The organism is uncultured Sphingomonas sp. (assembly GCF_946477935.1).
GTDB lineage: Bacteria > Pseudomonadota > Alphaproteobacteria > Sphingomonadales > Sphingomonadaceae > Sphingomonas.
Genome location: NZ_CAMLAC010000025.1, coordinates 12,302 through 28,184, shown reverse-complemented (window position 1 = coordinate 28,184; position 15,883 = coordinate 12,302). Strand labels below are relative to the sequence as shown.

Annotated in this window: 17 protein-coding genes and 1 pseudogene; 12 read left to right on the top strand and 6 right to left on the bottom strand. The window is 65.8% G+C overall.

Features of this window, described 5'->3' with window-relative positions:
• A pseudogene (locus Q0U08_RS04850) lies at positions 1–305 on the bottom strand (hypothetical protein); the annotation flags it as partial.
• Between the two features lie 416 nt (positions 306–721).
• On the opposite strand from Q0U08_RS04850, the gene dksA reads away from it, so the two are divergent.
• Entirely contained in the window at positions 722–1,183 is a 462-nt protein-coding gene (gene dksA / locus Q0U08_RS04845; RefSeq protein ID WP_298090082.1) for an RNA polymerase-binding protein DksA, read from the top strand.
• Between the two features lie 123 nt (positions 1,184–1,306).
• Positions 1,307–1,684 carry a PilZ domain-containing protein gene (locus Q0U08_RS04840; protein ID WP_298090081.1) on the top strand — a complete coding sequence of 126 codons (378 nt, stop codon included), beginning with the start codon at positions 1,307–1,309 and terminating at the stop codon, positions 1,682–1,684.
• 90 nt (positions 1,685–1,774) lie between these two features.
• Here the strand turns inward: Q0U08_RS04840 and Q0U08_RS04835 are convergent, their stop codons facing one another.
• Complete coding sequence (locus Q0U08_RS04835; RefSeq protein ID WP_112382651.1) at positions 1,775–1,930, bottom strand: YdcH family protein; 156 nt, start codon at positions 1,928–1,930, stop codon at positions 1,775–1,777.
• 186 nt (positions 1,931–2,116) lie between these two features.
• Here Q0U08_RS04835 and Q0U08_RS04830 point away from each other — a divergent pair, with 186 nt between their 5' ends.
• From Q0U08_RS04830 to Q0U08_RS04820, 3 genes are all read left to right on the top strand, one after another.
• Entirely contained in the window at positions 2,117–2,314 is a 198-nt protein-coding gene (locus tag Q0U08_RS04830; RefSeq protein ID WP_298090079.1) for a DUF465 domain-containing protein, read from the top strand.
• Between the two features lie 103 nt (positions 2,315–2,417).
• Positions 2,418–2,867, top strand: a complete 450-nt coding sequence (locus Q0U08_RS04825; RefSeq protein WP_298090078.1) for a DUF1465 family protein — start codon at positions 2,418–2,420, stop codon at positions 2,865–2,867.
• 118 nt (positions 2,868–2,985) lie between these two features.
• Positions 2,986–4,080: a zinc-binding dehydrogenase gene (locus tag Q0U08_RS04820; protein ID WP_298090077.1), complete on the top strand. Its 1,095-nt coding sequence runs from the start codon at positions 2,986–2,988 to the stop codon at positions 4,078–4,080.
• Here Q0U08_RS04820 and Q0U08_RS04815 read toward each other — a convergent pair.
• Positions 4,077–5,036 (bottom strand): nitronate monooxygenase family protein, encoded by a 960-nt coding sequence (locus Q0U08_RS04815; RefSeq protein WP_298090076.1) that lies wholly within the window; start codon positions 5,034–5,036, stop codon positions 4,077–4,079. The genes Q0U08_RS04820 and Q0U08_RS04815 overlap by 4 nt on opposite strands.
• Before the next feature lie 326 nt (positions 5,037–5,362).
• Here Q0U08_RS04815 and Q0U08_RS04810 point away from each other — a divergent pair, with 326 nt between their 5' ends.
• On the top strand, positions 5,363–7,945 hold the full coding sequence (locus tag Q0U08_RS04810) for a M1 family metallopeptidase (protein WP_298090075.1): 2,583 nt from the start codon (positions 5,363–5,365) through the stop codon (positions 7,943–7,945).
• Between the two features lie 50 nt (positions 7,946–7,995).
• On the opposite strand, the gene Q0U08_RS04805 is transcribed toward Q0U08_RS04810, so the two are convergent.
• Genes Q0U08_RS04805 through Q0U08_RS04795 form a run of 3 tightly spaced genes read right to left on the bottom strand, consistent with a single transcriptional unit; the run spans position 7,996 to position 10,476 of the window.
• On the bottom strand, positions 7,996–9,402 hold the full coding sequence (locus Q0U08_RS04805) for a TadE/TadG family type IV pilus assembly protein (RefSeq protein ID WP_298090074.1): 1,407 nt from the start codon (positions 9,400–9,402) through the stop codon (positions 7,996–7,998).
• Entirely contained in the window at positions 9,389–9,922 is a 534-nt protein-coding gene (locus Q0U08_RS04800; RefSeq protein ID WP_298090073.1) for a TadE/TadG family type IV pilus assembly protein, read from the bottom strand. Before Q0U08_RS04800 ends, Q0U08_RS04805 begins: the two co-directional genes overlap by 14 nt.
• Positions 9,919–10,476 carry a TadE/TadG family type IV pilus assembly protein gene (locus Q0U08_RS04795; protein ID WP_298090072.1) on the bottom strand — a complete coding sequence of 186 codons (558 nt, stop codon included), beginning with the start codon at positions 10,474–10,476 and terminating at the stop codon, positions 9,919–9,921. Before Q0U08_RS04795 ends, Q0U08_RS04800 begins: the two co-directional genes overlap by 4 nt.
• A 234-nt stretch (positions 10,477–10,710) precedes the next feature.
• Between Q0U08_RS04795 and pyrH the strand changes: the two genes are divergently transcribed.
• The 6 genes from pyrH to rseP are packed head-to-tail and all read left to right on the top strand — an operon-like array spanning position 10,711 to position 15,833.
• Positions 10,711–11,433 (top strand): UMP kinase, encoded by a 723-nt coding sequence (gene pyrH / locus Q0U08_RS04790; protein WP_174236598.1) that lies wholly within the window; start codon positions 10,711–10,713, stop codon positions 11,431–11,433.
• A 3-nt stretch (positions 11,434–11,436) separates the two neighbouring features.
• A complete protein-coding gene (gene frr / locus Q0U08_RS04785; protein WP_112382407.1) occupies positions 11,437–11,994 on the top strand; it encodes a ribosome recycling factor in 558 nt (185 codons plus the stop codon).
• 29 nt (positions 11,995–12,023) lie between these two features.
• Positions 12,024–12,752: an isoprenyl transferase gene (locus Q0U08_RS04780; protein ID WP_298090087.1), complete on the top strand. Its 729-nt coding sequence runs from the start codon at positions 12,024–12,026 to the stop codon at positions 12,750–12,752.
• 26 nt (positions 12,753–12,778) lie between these two features.
• A complete protein-coding gene (locus Q0U08_RS04775; RefSeq protein WP_298090085.1) occupies positions 12,779–13,546 on the top strand; it encodes a phosphatidate cytidylyltransferase in 768 nt (255 codons plus the stop codon).
• Positions 13,546–14,703, top strand: a complete 1,158-nt coding sequence (locus Q0U08_RS04770) for a 1-deoxy-D-xylulose-5-phosphate reductoisomerase (RefSeq protein WP_298090071.1) — start codon at positions 13,546–13,548, stop codon at positions 14,701–14,703. The genes Q0U08_RS04775 and Q0U08_RS04770 overlap by 1 nt, the downstream gene beginning before the upstream one ends.
• The gene (gene rseP, locus Q0U08_RS04765) at positions 14,700–15,833 is read left to right on the top strand and encodes an RIP metalloprotease RseP (RefSeq protein ID WP_298090084.1); all 1,134 of its coding nucleotides are present in this window, start codon (positions 14,700–14,702) and stop codon (positions 15,831–15,833) included. The genes Q0U08_RS04770 and rseP overlap by 4 nt, the downstream gene beginning before the upstream one ends.
• Positions 15,834–15,883: the final 50 nt, after the last annotated feature.

Sequence of the window (15,883 nt, the reverse complement as noted above, 5' to 3'; positions counted from 1 at the left end):
AAGCCGCCGCCGCCAGCCAGAACCGGGTCCGCGGGCAGGGGCAGCGGCACGGGCGGTGCCTGGGTGGAGACGGTCACCACCGCCGGCGCACAGGCCGTGGTCGTGGTCTTTGTTACCACGCGGCGGACCTTGCCGACCTTGGCGCCGACCTTCGCATAATGGCGGCGCGGGGCCTTTTTGATCTTGGTCTGCTGGGTGATGGCCGGCCGCTTCGGGCTTTCCGCGATATGCACGGCGCCGCCGCCGATCACGGCACCGCCTGCCGCGCATGCGCTGAGTTTCGCCAAGGCCATCCGGACCGACATCGCTTACCTCTCACATCACCCGCCCGCACCGGCCGGGGATCAACCCTGTTGACGCTGTGCGCCCGATACTTCGACAGAACCCAAGAAACACTTAAGTGCAAGGCCGATCGCGTCGATGCGGCCGTGCAGGAACGGGACTCACGGGACCGCGCGACTGTGAAACCACGATTTTTCCGCAAAGCTCCGGGTAAATTTCCGGGCGCCTGGATGCACCATTGATGCCGGCATGACCGGGCAAGCTGATGTTGCGGCGCACCAGTCCATGAACTTCCGCAATATTGCTGCGCGATTTGGTAAGCATCTGAAACGTGGTCGCTTGCCGCGGCCGGTTTCTGCGATTATAGGCGCTTCCACCATGGGGGGCGGCCCTGAGGACGCGGTAGCTAGATGCGCCGACGGGCCCGAGGGAGAGTGGTATGGCGACGGTGTTTAATCGCGTGAACGACTCCAGCGGCCCGGAGGCTGCGAACGACCTGGACGACGGTTATCGCCCTTCGGCGGACGAACCGTTCATGAGCCTGCGTCAGCAGGCTTATTTCCGCCGCAAGCTGCACCAGTGGAAGGAAGCGATCCAGCGCGATTCGCTGGGCACGCTGTCGCAGTTGCAGCTCGACTCGCTGCGCGAATCGGACCTGACCGACCGGGCCTCCAGCGAAACCGACTGGTCGATCGAGCTGCGCACCCGCGACCGGCAGCGCAAGCTGATCTCCAAGATCGAGGCGGCACTGCGCCGCATCGACGAAGGGGAATATGGCTATTGCGAGGTGTCGGGCGAACCGATCAGCCTGGGCCGGCTGGAGGCGCGGCCGATCGCGACGATGACGGTCGAGGCGCAGGAGCGCCATGAGCGGAACGAGAAGGTCTCGCGCGACGACTGATGGACCGCCGATGATGCAATGGGTTATTGCTTCGTTTACCCGTTGCGTCATATCCCCTTGGGATGGGGGCGGGCAACCGATAGTGTCCCCGGTGTAAGTCAGGGGCCCGCGCGGAATGGATATATGAACGGCGACGATCGCAGCACGAACCAGGCAGTGGCGGACCCGGAGCGGCGCGCTCCACGGGACAGTCTGTTCCTGATGGCGCAGTTCGAGGTCGCCGGGCAACGTCATGAAGTGCGCGTGCGCAATCTGTCCGAAGGCGGGTTGATGGCCGAGTTCCCCCGCATCCTTGAGCCGGGTACGCCGGTCATGCTGGTGCTGCGCGGTATCGGCGAGGTTCATGGCAAGATCGCGTGGTGTACGCAGGGACGCGTTGGCGTGGCGTTCGATACCGGAATCGATCCGCAACTGGCGCGCAAGCCGGTAACCGGCGGGACGACGACGCCGACCTATGCCCGGTCGATTCCCAATGTGCGGGTGAAATCCGCGAAACCCTGATGGATGATTGCGGCCGGCGGCGATGCATGCCGTGTCGCTCGGCGGAAAAGGCCCCGGACGCCGATTGCGTCCGAGACCCGGCAGGCTGCCTTACAGGCTGCTCATTTCCTCTTTCAGTCGCAGCTTCTGTTTCTTGAGGTCGGCCAGAATGGTCGCATCGGGTAACGGGCGCTGCGTCTCTGCATGGATGCGACGATCCAGCGTCGCGTGCTTCGTCTCCAGGGCCTGATGATGCGTTGACTGCATGGCGGTAAACCTCCTGAGCATTCGCGTTGGGGGAAAGGGAGTAAAGCACCGATCGATCGCAATGTCCCGACCTGTTGGTCGGAAATCGACAAATGGTGGTGAAAGCCGCGACGACCTGCATCTGCCCGCTCGCGCCGCGGCGCATCCCATCGTAAGGGGGCGTCGGCGATTGCTGGGGGATATGCGGTGGACGATGCGGAATGGCGGGGGCGGCTGGACATGCTGCGGGTCGAGCATCGCGATCTGGATGCCGCGATCGGCGCGCTGGCGTCGGTGCCGGTCCCCGACCAGTTGCAGATGGCCCGGCTGAAGAAGCGCAAATTGCGCCTGCGCGATGAGATCGCACAGGTCGAGGATCGCCTGATCCCCGACATCATCGCCTGACGCCTTTCTGAAAGACAGGGGCAGGGCCGCCTGCTCCGTTTCGGGACGGCGGCATCGCCGCGGCCCCTGTCCGGCGTGCCGTGATTGTGCGAGCCGGAGCGTCATGGATGGACGGACCGATCCCGATTTGCGCCGGCGCTTGACCGAGGGGCTGTACAGCGAGGCGATGCTGCTGGCCGATGAAGCGCGCAGCTATTTCGACCTGGGCGGGCGCGGCGATCGCGACGGTCTGGCCCCGATCCAGCGGGTTGCCTTCTCCTGCGAGGCATTGAAGCTGACCACCCGGTTGATGCACGTCATCGCCTGGCTGCTGACCCAGCGCGCGGTGGATGCGGGTGAGCTGAGCCCGGCCGATGCCTGCGCACCGACCCGGCGGCTGGGGGATGCGCCCGTCACCGATGGCGACATGCTGGCGACGATGCCGCCGCGCGCACGCGGGCTGGTCGCGACGAGCATCGACCTGCACCGGCGCGTGGCCAGGCTCGACCGCACGGCTGACGACATGCCCAATCCGGCGCATTCGCTGCAGGATCGACTGGTCGCCGCCTTTTAAGCGCTGCGGCAGGCGGTTTGCCGCGCGCGACCGCTGCACTCATCGATTAAATCATGTTATTTCAGTGACTTGATAATCGCGCCACCTCGGCCATCCACGGCAAAGGGCAGGGCGATCGATGACGGCAGACAGCAGTGACACGGCAAGCACCCGCCGCCGCATGAAGGCCGCCCTGAAAACCGAGGATGGGCGCTTCTGCATTGCCGAGGTGGAGGAACCCGCGCTGCCCGCCGCGGACTGGGTAAAGGCACGGGTGCGCGTCGCCGGCATCTGCGGTACCGACCTGCGTCATTGGAAAAAGCCCGATCCCGAACTGCGCTGCTGCATCATGGGTCATGAGATGGCGGGCGAAGTGGTCGAGATCGGCGCCGACGTCACCAATGTGGCGGTCGGCGACCGGGTGTTGATCGAATCGGTGCTGGGGTGCGGCCACTGCGAATGGTGCCGGGTACGCCAGTATAATCGCTGTCCGGACCTGTATCCGACCCGCCGGGCGAGCGTGTCGCGCGCCTATGCCGAATTCGTCATCGGGCCGCAGCACAAATTCTACACGCTGCCGGACCATGTCGGGTTCGACGATGCCGCGCTGCTCGATACCTATGCGGTATGCCTGCACGCGCAGCATCTGTCGGGGCTGACGATCAACGCGCGCGTCGCCATCATCGGCGCCGGGCCAATCGGGCTGGGGCAGGCGATGCTGGCCAAGGCGAGCGGCGCCGACGTGCTGATCATCGATACGGTGGCGCATTCGCTGGCGGTGGCGCGGTCGCTGGGGGCGGACGTGGCGGTCAATTCGGCGCAGGAAGACCCGGTCGAACGGCTGATGGCCTTTACCGATGGCCGCGGTGCGGACGTGGTGTTCGAATGCGCCGGCGGCACATCCATGCCGACCACGCTGCCCTTGGCGACGAAGCTGGCGCGGCGCGGCGGCAAGGTCGTGCTGGTCGGCGGCTTCGACGGCGGCGAGACGGAGATCGCGCTGGAATGGCAGCGTATCCAGATGTCGGAAATCGCAATCATCCCCAGCGCCAGTTTCGCCGTGCACGACATCTATCCCGAACAGGCCGAGGTGCTGGATCTGGTCGCGCGCGGGAAGCTTCGCACCCAGGAACTCATCACCCACCGTTTCCCGCTGGCCGCGATCAACGACGCGTTCGAGGTGGCGCTGGACAAGGAAAAGACCGGGGCGATCTTCGTCGCGTTGGAGATCTAGAGGCCGATCCGCACCCGCGCGGCGCGATATTCGCGCTCCAGCCGCGCCACCCGGTCCGCCACCGGCTCCACCGCATCCACCGCGCCGATCCCCTGGCCCGATCCCCAGATGTCGCGCCACGCCTTCGCCTTGGCGCCATTGCCGGTGCCGAAATCCATCGTCTTCAGATCGCCTTCGGGCAGCGCGTCGGGGTCGAGCCCGGCGGCGGTGATCGATCCGCGCAGGTAATTGCCGTGCACGCCGGTGAACAGGCTGGAATAGACGATGTCGGCCGCACGCCCCTCGACCACCGCCTGCTTGTAGCCCTCGATCGCATTGGCCTCCGTCGTGGCGATGAAGGACGAGCCGATATAGGCGAAGTCGGCCCCCAGCGCCTGTGCGGCCAGTATCGCGCCGCCGGTCGCGATCGATCCCGACAGTGCCAGCGGTCCATCGAACCATTGCCGGATTTCCTGCACCAGCGCGAAGGGTGACAGCCGCCCGGCATGGCCGCCCGCACCCGCCGCCACCGCGATCAGCCCGTCCGCGCCCTTTTCCACCGCCTTGCGCGCGAAGCGGTCGTCGATCACGTCGTGCAGCGTGATTCCGCCCCAGCCGTGCACCGCGTGGTTCAGATCCTCACGCGCGCCGAGCGACGTGATGACGATCGGCACCTGCCATTTGGCGCAGGTCTCCAGGTCCGCCTCCAGCCGGTCGTTCGACCGGTGAACGATCTGGTTGACGGCAAATGGTGCCGCCGGCCGATCAGGATGGTCCCGGTTGTGCGCGGCCAGTTCCTCGGTAATCCGGTGCAGCCATTCGTCCAGCATCGCCGCCGGTCGCGCGTTGAGCGCGGGAAAGGCGCCGACGATCCCCGCCTTGCACTGCGCGATCACCAGCTCGGGACCGGAAATGATGAACAGCGGCGAGCCGATGACGGGCAGGCGCAGGCGATCGAACAGGACGGGCAGGGTCATCGCTTTACGATAACGTAAACGGCAAGCGTGTCCAGTATGCGGCAGGAGTAGCGCGCCGCTGTCCTACAGCACGGGCACTTGCTAGACCGGCCTCCATGCACGCACCCCGACCCTGCCGCCCACTCGGACGACGGGACGATTGCAAAAAGGGTAAGTGGACACAGGGGTGGGGGTGTAGTGTCCACTTCCGCGCCGATGGTCGCCGATCCGCATCGCCGGGAAGCACACAGGGCCGCGAATCGCCCCATCGTACGCAAGCCTCATGTTGCCTTGTTCGCGCAACAGCGTACACCGCCGATGTAACAGCATATCACGAGGCCCCGTTCATGAAACTCGCCGTTGCCACGCTTCTGGCCCTCACCGTTTCCACCCCCGCGCTCGCCGCCGGGCAGTTGCCGCGCACGGTTGTGCCGGTGCTGTACGACATCACGGTGCGGCCTGATGCGCAGAAGCTGACCTTCTCGGGTGAGGAAACGGTGACGGTCGACGTGAAAACGCCGACGCGCACCATCGTCCTCAACGCGGCCGATCTGGCGATCACGCGCGCAACGCTCGACGGCAAGCCGATCCGCTATGCACTCGACAACACGGCGCAGACGCTGACGCTCACCTTGCCGCAGGCGGTAAAGGCAGGGCGCCACACCGTTGGGTTCGCCTGGACCGGCACGATCAACCGCGCCGCCTCCGGTCTGTTCGCGATCGACTATACCAACACCGATGGCAGCCAGGCGCGGATGCTCGCGACCCAGTTCGAGGCGCCCGATGCCCGCCGCTTCGCGCCGATGTGGGACGAGCCCGCGTTCAAGGCGAAGTTCCGCCTGTCCTCCACCGCGCCTGCGGGGCAGACCGCCTATTCCAACATGCCCGCCACGATCACCAAAACGGCGGACGGCGCGACCTTGTACAAATTCGGCGAGACGCCGGTGATGTCGAGCTATCTGCTGTTCCTCGGCATGGGCGATGTCGAGCGCAAGACCGTGACCTCGGACGGGGTGCAGATCGGCATCATCAGCCGCAAGGGCGTGGTCGATCAGGGCGATTACGCGTTGGGGGCGGCATCCAAGCTGCTGCCTTATTTCAACAATTATTTCGGCCAGCGCTATCCGCTGCCCAAGATGGACATGATCGCCGGCCCCGGCTCCAGCCAGTTTTTCGGCGCGATGGAGAATTGGGGCGCGATCTTCTATTTCGAATCCGAGCTGCTGTTCGATCCCAAGATCGCCACCGAAAGCAACCGGCAGCGTATCCACACCGTTGTCGCGCATGAAATGGCGCACCAGTGGTTCGGCGATCTCGTCACCATGGCCTGGTGGGACGATCTGTGGCTGAACGAGGGCTTCGCCTCGTGGATGGAGAACAAGGCCACCGCCGATCTCAACCCGAGCTGGAAGGCGCAGGCGGCCGAGGTCGTCGGCGCGCGGGAAAGCGCGATGGCGATCGACGCCACCTCCGCCACCCACCCGATCATCCGCAAGGTGGAGACGGTGGACCAGATCGGCGAGGCGTTCGACAGCATCACCTATCTGAAGGGCCAGTCGGTGATCGGCATGCTGGAGTCGACGCTGGGCGAAGCGCCGTTCCGCGAAGGCATTCGCCGCTACATGGCCAAGTACAAGTACGGCAACACCGTTACCAAGCAGCTTTGGGCGGAACTGGCCGCCGCCTCGGGCCAGCCGATCGAAACCATCGCCAACGACTTCACCCTGCAAGGCGGCGTGCCGCTCGTCACCATGACCGGCAGCCGCTGCGAGGGCGGGGCGACGGTCGCCTCGCTGACCCAGGGCCGCTTCGGCCTTGATGCCGCATCGAAGGTGCCGCAGGTCTGGCACGTGCCGATTCGCGTCGCGACGATCGGCGGCGGCGAGGCGCGCGCCACCGTCACCGGCAGCGCGGCGACCCCGGTCAAGGTGCCCGGTTGCGGCACGCTGGTGCTGAACCGTGGCAAGGGCAGCTATACCCGCGTGATGTATGACGAGGCGGGTCACGCCGCCATCGTGCGCGATTATGGCAAGATGGCGCTGGACGACCGGCTCGGCACGCTGGGCGACGATTTCGCGCTGGCGGCGGGCGGCTATCAGGATCTGTCGCGCTGGTTCGCGGTGATGGGGCAGGTGGGCGCGGATGCAGATCCGCTGGAATGGGCGACGGTGGCGGGCAAGCTCGGCACGCTGGAGCGACTGTACCGCGGCACGCCGCTGGAGGCTTCCTTGCGCCAGCGCACCGCGCAGGTGCTGAAGCCGGTGCTGGCTCGCATCGGGCTGGACGCGAAGCCGGGCGAATCGGCGCTGGTCAGCAACCTGCGCGAACAGTTGATCGGCCAGTTGGGTGGCGACGGCGACGCGGATGTCGCGGCGCGCGCCCGCGCCTATGTCACGGCGCTGCGCACCGATCCGGGCGCCATCCCCGCCGCCATCCGCGCCCCGATCCTGTCCACCTATGCCAGCAACGCGACCGCGGCGGAGTGGGACCAGCTCCTGGCGCTGGCCAAGGCGGAGCGCAGCCCTGTCGCGAAGAACCGCTACGTCACGCTGCTCGGCTATGCCGATGATCCCGCCATCGCCGCACGTGCGCTGGCGGTGCTGAAGACCGACACCTTCACGCCGCCGCAGCGCGCCGCGTTGCTCCGCTCGATCGCGGGAACGCACCCCGATCTCGCCTTCGACTGGGCGGTCGCCAACCGTACGCTGGTCGACAGCTTCCTGGAGGAAAGCACGCGCTCGGGCTTCATCGTCGGGCTTGGCGCCGGCTCCAGCGATCCGGCCATGCCGGGCAAGATCACGGCCTTTGCGGACCAGTATCTGCCCTCGGGCTCGCGTGGCGGCGCCACCCGCGCCATCTCGCAGATCGGCGTCCGCAAGGGCACGGCCGCACAGTTGCAGCCCGCGGTCACCCGCTGGCTGGGAAGGTAAGGCCAAACCCCCGTGCCGCCCGTCCGGGGGGCGGCACGGGGTAGTCTCCGTCAGTGGATGATCGTCGGCGCCTGGGTGGCGAGGGTGAACAGCTTTTGCATCGCGGCATGGATACCGTTCCCGTCCGATGCTTCCAGCATCCATCCGGGCGACGCGCATTGCTCCAGGGCGGGGCGGATCCGCGACGGCGGCAGGGGAGCGATCAACCAGTTGTATTCGAAGGCAAGTTCAGTGCTGTTATCATCGGCCGGGAATTTCTTGACCGGCAGATAGGTGGTATAGACGATGCCGATCGTCACTTTCTTGTCCCGCTTCAGCGTCTCGCATTTGGCCGGGTCCATCAGCGCCATGCAATGCCCGCCGCCGCACAGGTCCTGCACGCCATCCGTGACGATGAACAGGAACTTGCGGGCGTCCGCCTGCGTGGTGCCATCACCGCTCTCAGGTATCTGGGCAGCCATGCCATCCATCACCGCGGCCAGATTGGTATCGCCGTAGCCGACCGCTCCGTCATTGGGGCCAAGCGTCAATCTCGACACGGTGCTGTTCACGCTGCCCAAGTCATCGGTCAGCGCCTGCACCTTTCGCAAATCGGTGCCGAACTCATAGACCCCGAACCGATAGAAGCGGTCCTTATCCTGACTTGTTTGTGCCGTGTTGATCATGTCCAGCGCGGCGATGCGTTCGATATCCACCCGCAGCTTGATGCCGAACTTGTTTGCCAATTCCTCGTTGGAATATTTCTCCCACTGGCCATGATGAAGCCCCTTTACGTGGCAACCGAATTGACAGCCGCGTTTGTTTCCGGGAACGTCACTGTTCATGTCGTAAGTGACTTGCCACAATTTCCTGGCATCTTCGTCCGACGCGGCCAGTCCCATGGATTGCGACGTGTCGAGCGCGAGATAAACGTCCATATAGGGCGCCTTGATCGTCTGCGACGTGCTGGTGCCGGCCACCGCAAGCGTGGCCACCCCGAGCACGCCGGCGAAGCTGTTGGCCGACGTGCCCGCATAGCTGACCACCGCCTTGCGGGTGAGCGGTCGTTCGCCCGCAGCGTTCGCATTCGGGTTGGTCGGGCAGGTATAGGGGGCTGCCGTGCCGGTGGCATAGGTGTCGGTGATGACGATCTTCAAGCCCGCGGGTTTGCTGACGTCGAGCGACAGGCCGTCCAGTCCCCCTGTCTGGGTTACGAAGGTGTTGCGCGCAGCAGCGCAGGCGGCACCGATCGGCTGCTCCATCGTGACCTGCGTGACCGCCGCCAGGCTTGCCGCGTCGGCGACCGCGTCCAGCTTGCTTTCGGTGCGCTTGGCGCGGCTGTAATCGATGCCCATGCCGGTCGCGAAGGTGATCGGCAGCAGCGCGAATGCGGTCAGCATCAGCACATTGCCCCGACGATCCTCGTGCAGCCGGCGAACCCCGCGCGATGCGGCGGCGATCATGTCAGCGACAGTCATTGCAAGCGACCATGTTGGAGTTGCGGGGGTTCATGAAGAAGCGGTCGGAGAAGTTCAGCTTGCCCACCGAGCGATAGGCGACGCCGGGATCATAGGCGTAGGTAACCTCGCCCATGACGAGATAAGTGTTCGCGACCCTGAGCTGCCGTGGGATCTCCGCGGTGGTGACACGGGTGCGCCTGGCGACGTTCGACCCGCGGCTCCAGACGATGCTGACCCGGCGCCGGGCGTCCACCGCTACCTGCGATATCCGCACGCTGGCGTTCGCGCCGGGATAGGGCGCCAGCATCGCGTTCGCGGATTCCAGGATCGTCTCAAGCTCCGCCGCCGTCACCATCTTCGGCGTGCTCGCCAGATCGACGATCGTACGGTCCGCCAACCCCACCTTGCGCTTGCACGCCACCGCATCGGCCAGCTGATAGCCACCCAGGAACAGCAGCAGCAGGATTGGAAAGGTGAACGCGAACTCGATCAGCGCCACGCCGCACCGATCCTCCGCCAGTGCCGTCAGCGGCCTCACTTGTACAACTCCGCCCGCGCGATCGCCGTACCAACCAGCAGTCGACGTCCCCCCGGCAGATTGGAGATATCATAGCCCAGCGATACGGTCGGCAGGTCCCAAACATACAGGACTCGCAGAACCGTGATCTTGCCGGGACCGCCAACGGCAAAGGGCAGATCGTCGACCGGCTTCCCCCCGGCGTCGAAGCGGATCGCGGGCTGCGCAAAATTCGCGGCCGAGAACGCGTCGGGTTTGGCCGCGGTCAGCAACAGGTTTTCGCAGCGCAGATAGGTCGGAAGATCCTGGCAGACGCGCGCCTTGAACGCGGTCTTGCTTGCGATGATCGCCTTGTCGTTCCCCGTCAGCAGCAGCCGACCCGATCGTGCCGTGACGCTTTCCAAGGTCTGCTGTGCGAAGAAGACGAGGCTGGTCATCAGTGCCGCGAGCAGGATGGCGAAGAAGGGAAGTGCCACCATTGCGAACTCGACCATCACCGCGCCACGCGTCGCCCTCCAGAGCGATCGGCGGACCGATGCCGGCTCGAGCATGGCGGTGGTACGGCGCATCATCATGGCCGCAATCGTTATCAACAGAGCGTAAAAAAACGATTATCCGTGAAATGAATGTCAATTTGGTGCGGATTTGTAACGCGATTGATATGGAAGGATTTTCTGTTCGATCCTAGAATTCTCCCGCCATAGCCCCATGCACAAAATCACGATTGATCCTGCACGTCGCCGAGGTTGCCCCGGCGCGTCGCCGCGCCTAAGGTCCGCGCCGCTCCCCCAACCAGCTGCCGAGATCTGATGACCGCACCACGCTTCAAACGCATCCTGTTGAAACTCTCGGGCGAAGTCCTGATGGGCGAGGGCGGTCTAGCGATCGACCCCGTCATTACTGCCCGCGTCGCTGGCGAGATCGCTGACGTGCGCAACCAGGGCTATGAGTTGTGTGTGGTCGTCGGCGGGGGGAACATCTTTCGTGGCTTGTCCGCCGCGGCCAAGGGGATCGAGCGGGCGACCGCCGACTATATGGGCATGCTCGCCACCGTCATGAACGCGCTGGCCGTGCAGAACGCGCTGGAACAGATCGGCGTCGATACGCGCGTGCAGTCGGCCATCCCGATGTCCAGCGTCTGCGAACCCTTCATCCGGCGCCGTGCCGAGCGGCATCTGGAAAAGGGCCGGGTGGTGATCTTTGCCGCCGGCGTCGGCTCGCCATTCTTCACCACCGATTCCGGTGCCGCACTGCGCGCAGCCGAGATGAAGTGCGACGCGCTGTTCAAGGGGACCAGCGTGGACGGCGTGTACGATGCCGATCCCAAGAAGGTGCCGACCGCGACGCGCTACGAAACCGTCAGCTATTCGCGTGTGCTGTCCGACGATCTGAAGGTCATGGACGCTTCGGCCATTGCGCTGTGCCGCGACAACAATATCCCGATCGTCGTCTTCAACATCCGCGAGCATGGCAATTTCGGTGCCGTGCTGGCCGGTGACGGCGTTTCGACGATCGTGCAGAACCAGGAGTAATCGATGCCCGCCTACGTAAAATCCGACCTGGAGCGCCGCATGGCCGGCGCGGTCGAATCGCTGAAGCACGATCTGGGCGGCCTGCGCACGGGCCGCGCCTCCACCGCGCTGCTCGATCCCGTCACCGTCGAGGTCTATGGCAGCCACATGCCGCTGAACCAGGTGGCGACCGTGTCCGCACCGGAACCCCGCATGTTGTCGGTACAGGTATGGGACAAGTCGAACGTCGGTCCTGTCGAGAAGGCGATCCGCTCGGCCGGTCTGGGCCTCAATCCGATCAACGATGGTCAGACGCTGCGCCTGCCGATCCCCGACCTGACCGAAGAGCGCCGCAAGGAGCTGGCCAAGCTGGCCGGGCAATATGCCGAAAAGGCGCGGATCGCGGTGCGCAACGTGCGCCGCGACGGCATGGACAGCCTGAAGACCGACGAGAAGAAGGGCGTGTTCGGCGAGGATGACCGCAAGCGGCATGAGACGGAGGTGCAGAAGCTGACCGACGCGACGATTGCCGACGTCGATGCGGCGGCCGCCGCCAAGGAAAAGGAAATCCTGGGCAAGTGAGCCCGCCGGCCGCCTCGGCGCAGGTCGCCCTGGGATCGCTTGCCGCCGTGCCCGATACGGGTGCGGTGCCGCGGCATGTCGCCATCATCATGGACGGCAACGGCCGCTGGGCGAAGCGACGGCTGTTGCCGCGTTTCGCCGGGCACAAGGCCGGGGTGGAGACGGTGCGCCGCATTACCCGCGCTGCGCGTGCGCTGGGGATCGAGGCGCTGACGCTTTACGCCTTTTCGTCGGAAAACTGGCGTCGGCCGGAGGCGGAGGTCAGCGACCTGATGGGTCTTCTGCGCCTGTTCATCCGGAACGACCTGGCCGAGCTGGTTGCGGATAATGTCCGCCTTCGCATCATCGGGGATTATCGGCGTTTTTCTGCCGATCTGGTCGCTTTGATCGACGATGCGGTGGCGCGTACCGCGTCCAACACCGGTCCGATCCTGGTGATCGCGCTTAACTACGGCGCGCAGGCCGAACTGGTGGCGGCCGCACAACGACTGGCAGCGCGCGCCGCGGCCGGCGAGATCGCGCCGGAGGCGATCACCGCGGGCGCGATCGAGGCGGAACTGGATACCTATGGCCTGCCGCCGCTCGATCTGGTCATCCGGACTTCGGGTGAACAGCGCCTGTCGAACTTCCTGTTGTGGCAGGCGGCCTATGCCGAATTGCTGTTCGTCGACACGCTTTGGCCCGACTTCGACGAGGCAGCGCTTGGCGAGGCGGTGGCGGCATTTGGCCGACGCCAGCGACGTTTCGGGGGCTTGTGACCGACCCTGCGCCCATGCCGGCCGGCATGTCGAACATGACCAAGCGCATCTTGGCGAGCCTCGTCATGATCGCGGTGGCCAGCATCTGTCTGATGGCGGGCGGGTTGCTCTTCTGGTTGCTTGCCGTCGTCGTGGCGCTGTTCATGATGGCCGAATGGTCCGACCTGCATCATGCCGATGCAAAGGCGAAGCGGATGGCACAGTTCGCGCTGTCCGTGCCGCTCGCGATCATGGCGCCCGGTCTGGCAGCGGGGCCGGGCTTCTTCGCGCTCGGCTTGATCGCGGGCGCGTTCTTCTTCGTCACCATCGTCTCGCGGCGGCCCGCACTGGGGGCGGGCGTGCTCTATGTCGGGCTGCCGGTCTTTTCGCTGCTGCTGATCCGCGGACAGCCGAACGGGCTGGTGCTGGCGCTGTGGGCGATGGCGCTGGTCTGGGCGTGCGACAGCGGCGCCTTCTTCACCGGCCGCACCTTTGGCGGCCCCAAGCTGGCACCCTCGATCAGCCCGGCCAAGACCTGGTCCGGCCTGATCGGCGGTGTCGTCCTGGCGACCCTGCTGGCGGCCGTCATGGAAGTCCTTTACGATCTTCCGCTGCGCCTGACCGTCGCCACCCCGTTCCTGGCGGTGCTGGCGCAGGGCGGCGACCTGTTCGAGAGTGCACTCAAGCGGCGCGCCGGCGTGAAGGACTCAGGTAACGTGCTGCCTGGACATGGCGGCGTGCTGGATCGTCTGGACGGCGTCGTGCCAGTGGCGCCGATCGCGGCGCTTCTCGTGATCGCACCGCGGCTGATCTGATGCGCACCGTCACCATCCTTGGCGCGACCGGATCGGTCGGCACGTCGACGCTCGACCTGGTCGAACGCGAGCCGGACAAGTTTCGCGTGCGGGCGCTGACCGCCAATTGCGATGTCGCAAAGCTTGCCGCCGCGGCGCGGCGCACCAACGCGGAACTGGCGGTCGTCGCGGATGAAAGCTGCCTGCCGGCACTGCGGGACGCGCTGGCCGGCACACCGACGCAGGTGGCCGGGGGGGCGCAGGCCGTATGCGATGCGGCGGCTCTGGGCGCGGACTGGACGATGGGCGCGATCGTCGGCTGCGCCGGGATGAAGCCCGCCATGGCCGCGATCGAAGCGGGCGGCACGGTGGTGCTGGCCAACAAGGAGCCGCTGGTCTCGGCGGGCGAGTTGATCCTGGCGGCGGCGGCGCGCAGCGGCGCGACGCTGCTGCCCGCGGACAGCGAACATAACGCCATCTATCAATGCTTTGACTTTGCGCGTCCCGAGCGGGTTCGGCGCATCATCCTGACCGCGAGCGGCGGGCCGTTCCGCGACAGGACGCGCGACGACATGGCGCGCATGACCCCCGAACAGGCGGTCGCGCATCCAAACTGGTCGATGGGCGCGAAAATCTCGATCGACTCGGCAACGATGATGAACAAGGGGCTGGAGCTGATCGAGGCGGCGCGCCTGTTCCCCGTGGCGGAAGACCGGATCGAGATTGTCGTCCATCCTCAGTCGGTGATCCACTCTGCGGTCGACTATATCGATGGATCGATGCTGGCGCAGTTGGGGCTATCGGACATGCGCGTGCCAATCGCGCATTGCCTTGCCTGGCCGGACCGGATGGCGACGCCGATGGCGCCGCTCGACCTGGTCGCCCTCGGGCGGCTCGATTTCGCCGCACCCGATCCGGTGCGCTTCCCGGCCCTGCGACTGGCGCGCGAGGCGCTGGTCGCGGGCGGCGCCCGGCCCGCAATCCTGAATGCGGCGAACGAGGTGGCGGTGGCGGCTTTCCTGGCGCGTCGCATCGGCTTCCTCGAAATTGCCGCAATCGTCGAGGATATACTGGAGCGTTACGACCCGGCCCCGCCGGATACGCTTGATGCGGTACTCGCAATCGATGCGCATGCGAGGGATTTGGCGGGCGAACGCGTAGAGGATTGCGTCGTTTGATCGAGACACCCGGTTTCCTGCTGACCATTCTCGCCTTCGTGCTCGTCATCGGCCCGCTCGTGTTCGTCCACGAGATGGGCCATTACCTCGCCGGCCGCTGGTTCGGGGTGAAGGCGGACGCCTTCTCCATCGGCTTCGGACGCGAGGTGGCGGGCTTTACCGACAAGCGCGGCACCCGCTGGAAAGTCGGCTGGTTGCCGCTGGGCGGATATGTCAAGTTTTCCGGCGACATGAACCCGGCGAGCCAGCCCAGCGCGGAATGGCTGTCCATGCCCGCCGAGGAGCGGCAGCGGACGTTCCAGGCCAAGCCGGTGTGGCAGCGGGCGATCATTGTCGCAGCGGGCCCCGCGATCAACTTCGCCGCCGCGATCCTGATTTTGGCGGGTTTCGCCCTGGCGTATGGCGAGGCGGTCATGCCGCCGGTTGCGGGCGCCGTCGCGCCGAACAGTGCGGCGGCCGCCGCGGGTCTGCGTGCTGGCGACCGCGTCACGGCGCTGGATGGCCGGCCCATCGACGATTTCGCCGATATGGTGCGCTTCATCCAGATCCGCGCCGGCGAGCGGGTTCGCGTCGAACTGGTTCGCGACGGCCAGTCAACCTCGGTCGACGCGGTGATCGCCACCGATCTGCAGCGCGACCGTTTCGGCAATGAATATCGCATCGGTCGTTTGGGACTGCTTGGCCCGAAGCCTGAGATCCAGCCGGTCGGCCTGCTGCGTGCGCCCGTTGTGGCGGTGGAGCGTACCGGTCAGATCGTGTCGATGATGGTCGAAACGCTGGGCCAGGTCATTACCGGCCGCCGGTCGGTCAAGGAACTGGGCGGGCCGCTATCGATCGCGAAGGTCTCCGGCGAGCAGATGGCGCTGGGGCTCGATGCCTTTGTGTTTCTGATCGCGCTGGTGTCCATCAATCTGGGGTTCATCAACCTGCTGCCAGTGCCCATGCTGGATGGTGGCCATTTGCTATTCTACGCGATCGAAGCGGTGCGGCGGCAACCGCTGGGTCCAGAGGCGCAGGAATGGGCTTTTCGCGGCGGAATGCTGGCGATCCTGACGCTGATGCTGTTCGTGACGTTCAATGATCTGGGTAATCTTGGCCTGTGGAAGAATCTCGCCGGCTTGATCGGGTGATCAAGCTGGGGCAGGGCGGCGAACGCAGGGGTCGGTCCGACTTTTCTGGG

Excerpts from the sequence above, each read along its gene's own strand:
- Q0U08_RS04840 (WP_298090081.1), top strand. The coding sequence starts at position 1,307 with ATGAACGGCGACGATCGCAGCACGAACCAGGCAGTGGCGGACCCGGAG.
- Q0U08_RS04795 (WP_298090072.1), bottom strand. The coding sequence starts at position 10,476 with ATGATGATGCGCCGTACCACCGCCATGCTCGAGCCGGCATCGGTCCGC.
- Q0U08_RS04815 (WP_298090076.1), bottom strand. The coding sequence starts at position 5,036 with ATGACCCTGCCCGTCCTGTTCGATCGCCTGCGCCTGCCCGTCATCGGC.
- Q0U08_RS04805 (WP_298090074.1), bottom strand. The coding sequence starts at position 9,402 with ATGACTGTCGCTGACATGATCGCCGCCGCATCGCGCGGGGTTCGCCGG.
- Q0U08_RS04820 (WP_298090077.1), top strand. The coding sequence starts at position 2,986 with ATGACGGCAGACAGCAGTGACACGGCAAGCACCCGCCGCCGCATGAAG.
- Q0U08_RS04770 (WP_298090071.1), top strand. The coding sequence starts at position 13,546 with ATGCGCACCGTCACCATCCTTGGCGCGACCGGATCGGTCGGCACGTCG.
- pyrH (WP_174236598.1), top strand. The coding sequence starts at position 10,711 with ATGACCGCACCACGCTTCAAACGCATCCTGTTGAAACTCTCGGGCGAA.
- Q0U08_RS04810 (WP_298090075.1), top strand. The coding sequence starts at position 5,363 with ATGAAACTCGCCGTTGCCACGCTTCTGGCCCTCACCGTTTCCACCCCC.
- frr (WP_112382407.1), top strand. The coding sequence starts at position 11,437 with ATGCCCGCCTACGTAAAATCCGACCTGGAGCGCCGCATGGCCGGCGCG.
- Q0U08_RS04775 (WP_298090085.1), top strand. The coding sequence starts at position 12,779 with ATGTCGAACATGACCAAGCGCATCTTGGCGAGCCTCGTCATGATCGCG.
- Q0U08_RS04825 (WP_298090078.1), top strand. The coding sequence starts at position 2,418 with ATGGATGGACGGACCGATCCCGATTTGCGCCGGCGCTTGACCGAGGGG.
- dksA (WP_298090082.1), top strand. The coding sequence starts at position 722 with ATGGCGACGGTGTTTAATCGCGTGAACGACTCCAGCGGCCCGGAGGCT.
- Q0U08_RS04835 (WP_112382651.1), bottom strand. The coding sequence starts at position 1,930 with ATGCAGTCAACGCATCATCAGGCCCTGGAGACGAAGCACGCGACGCTG.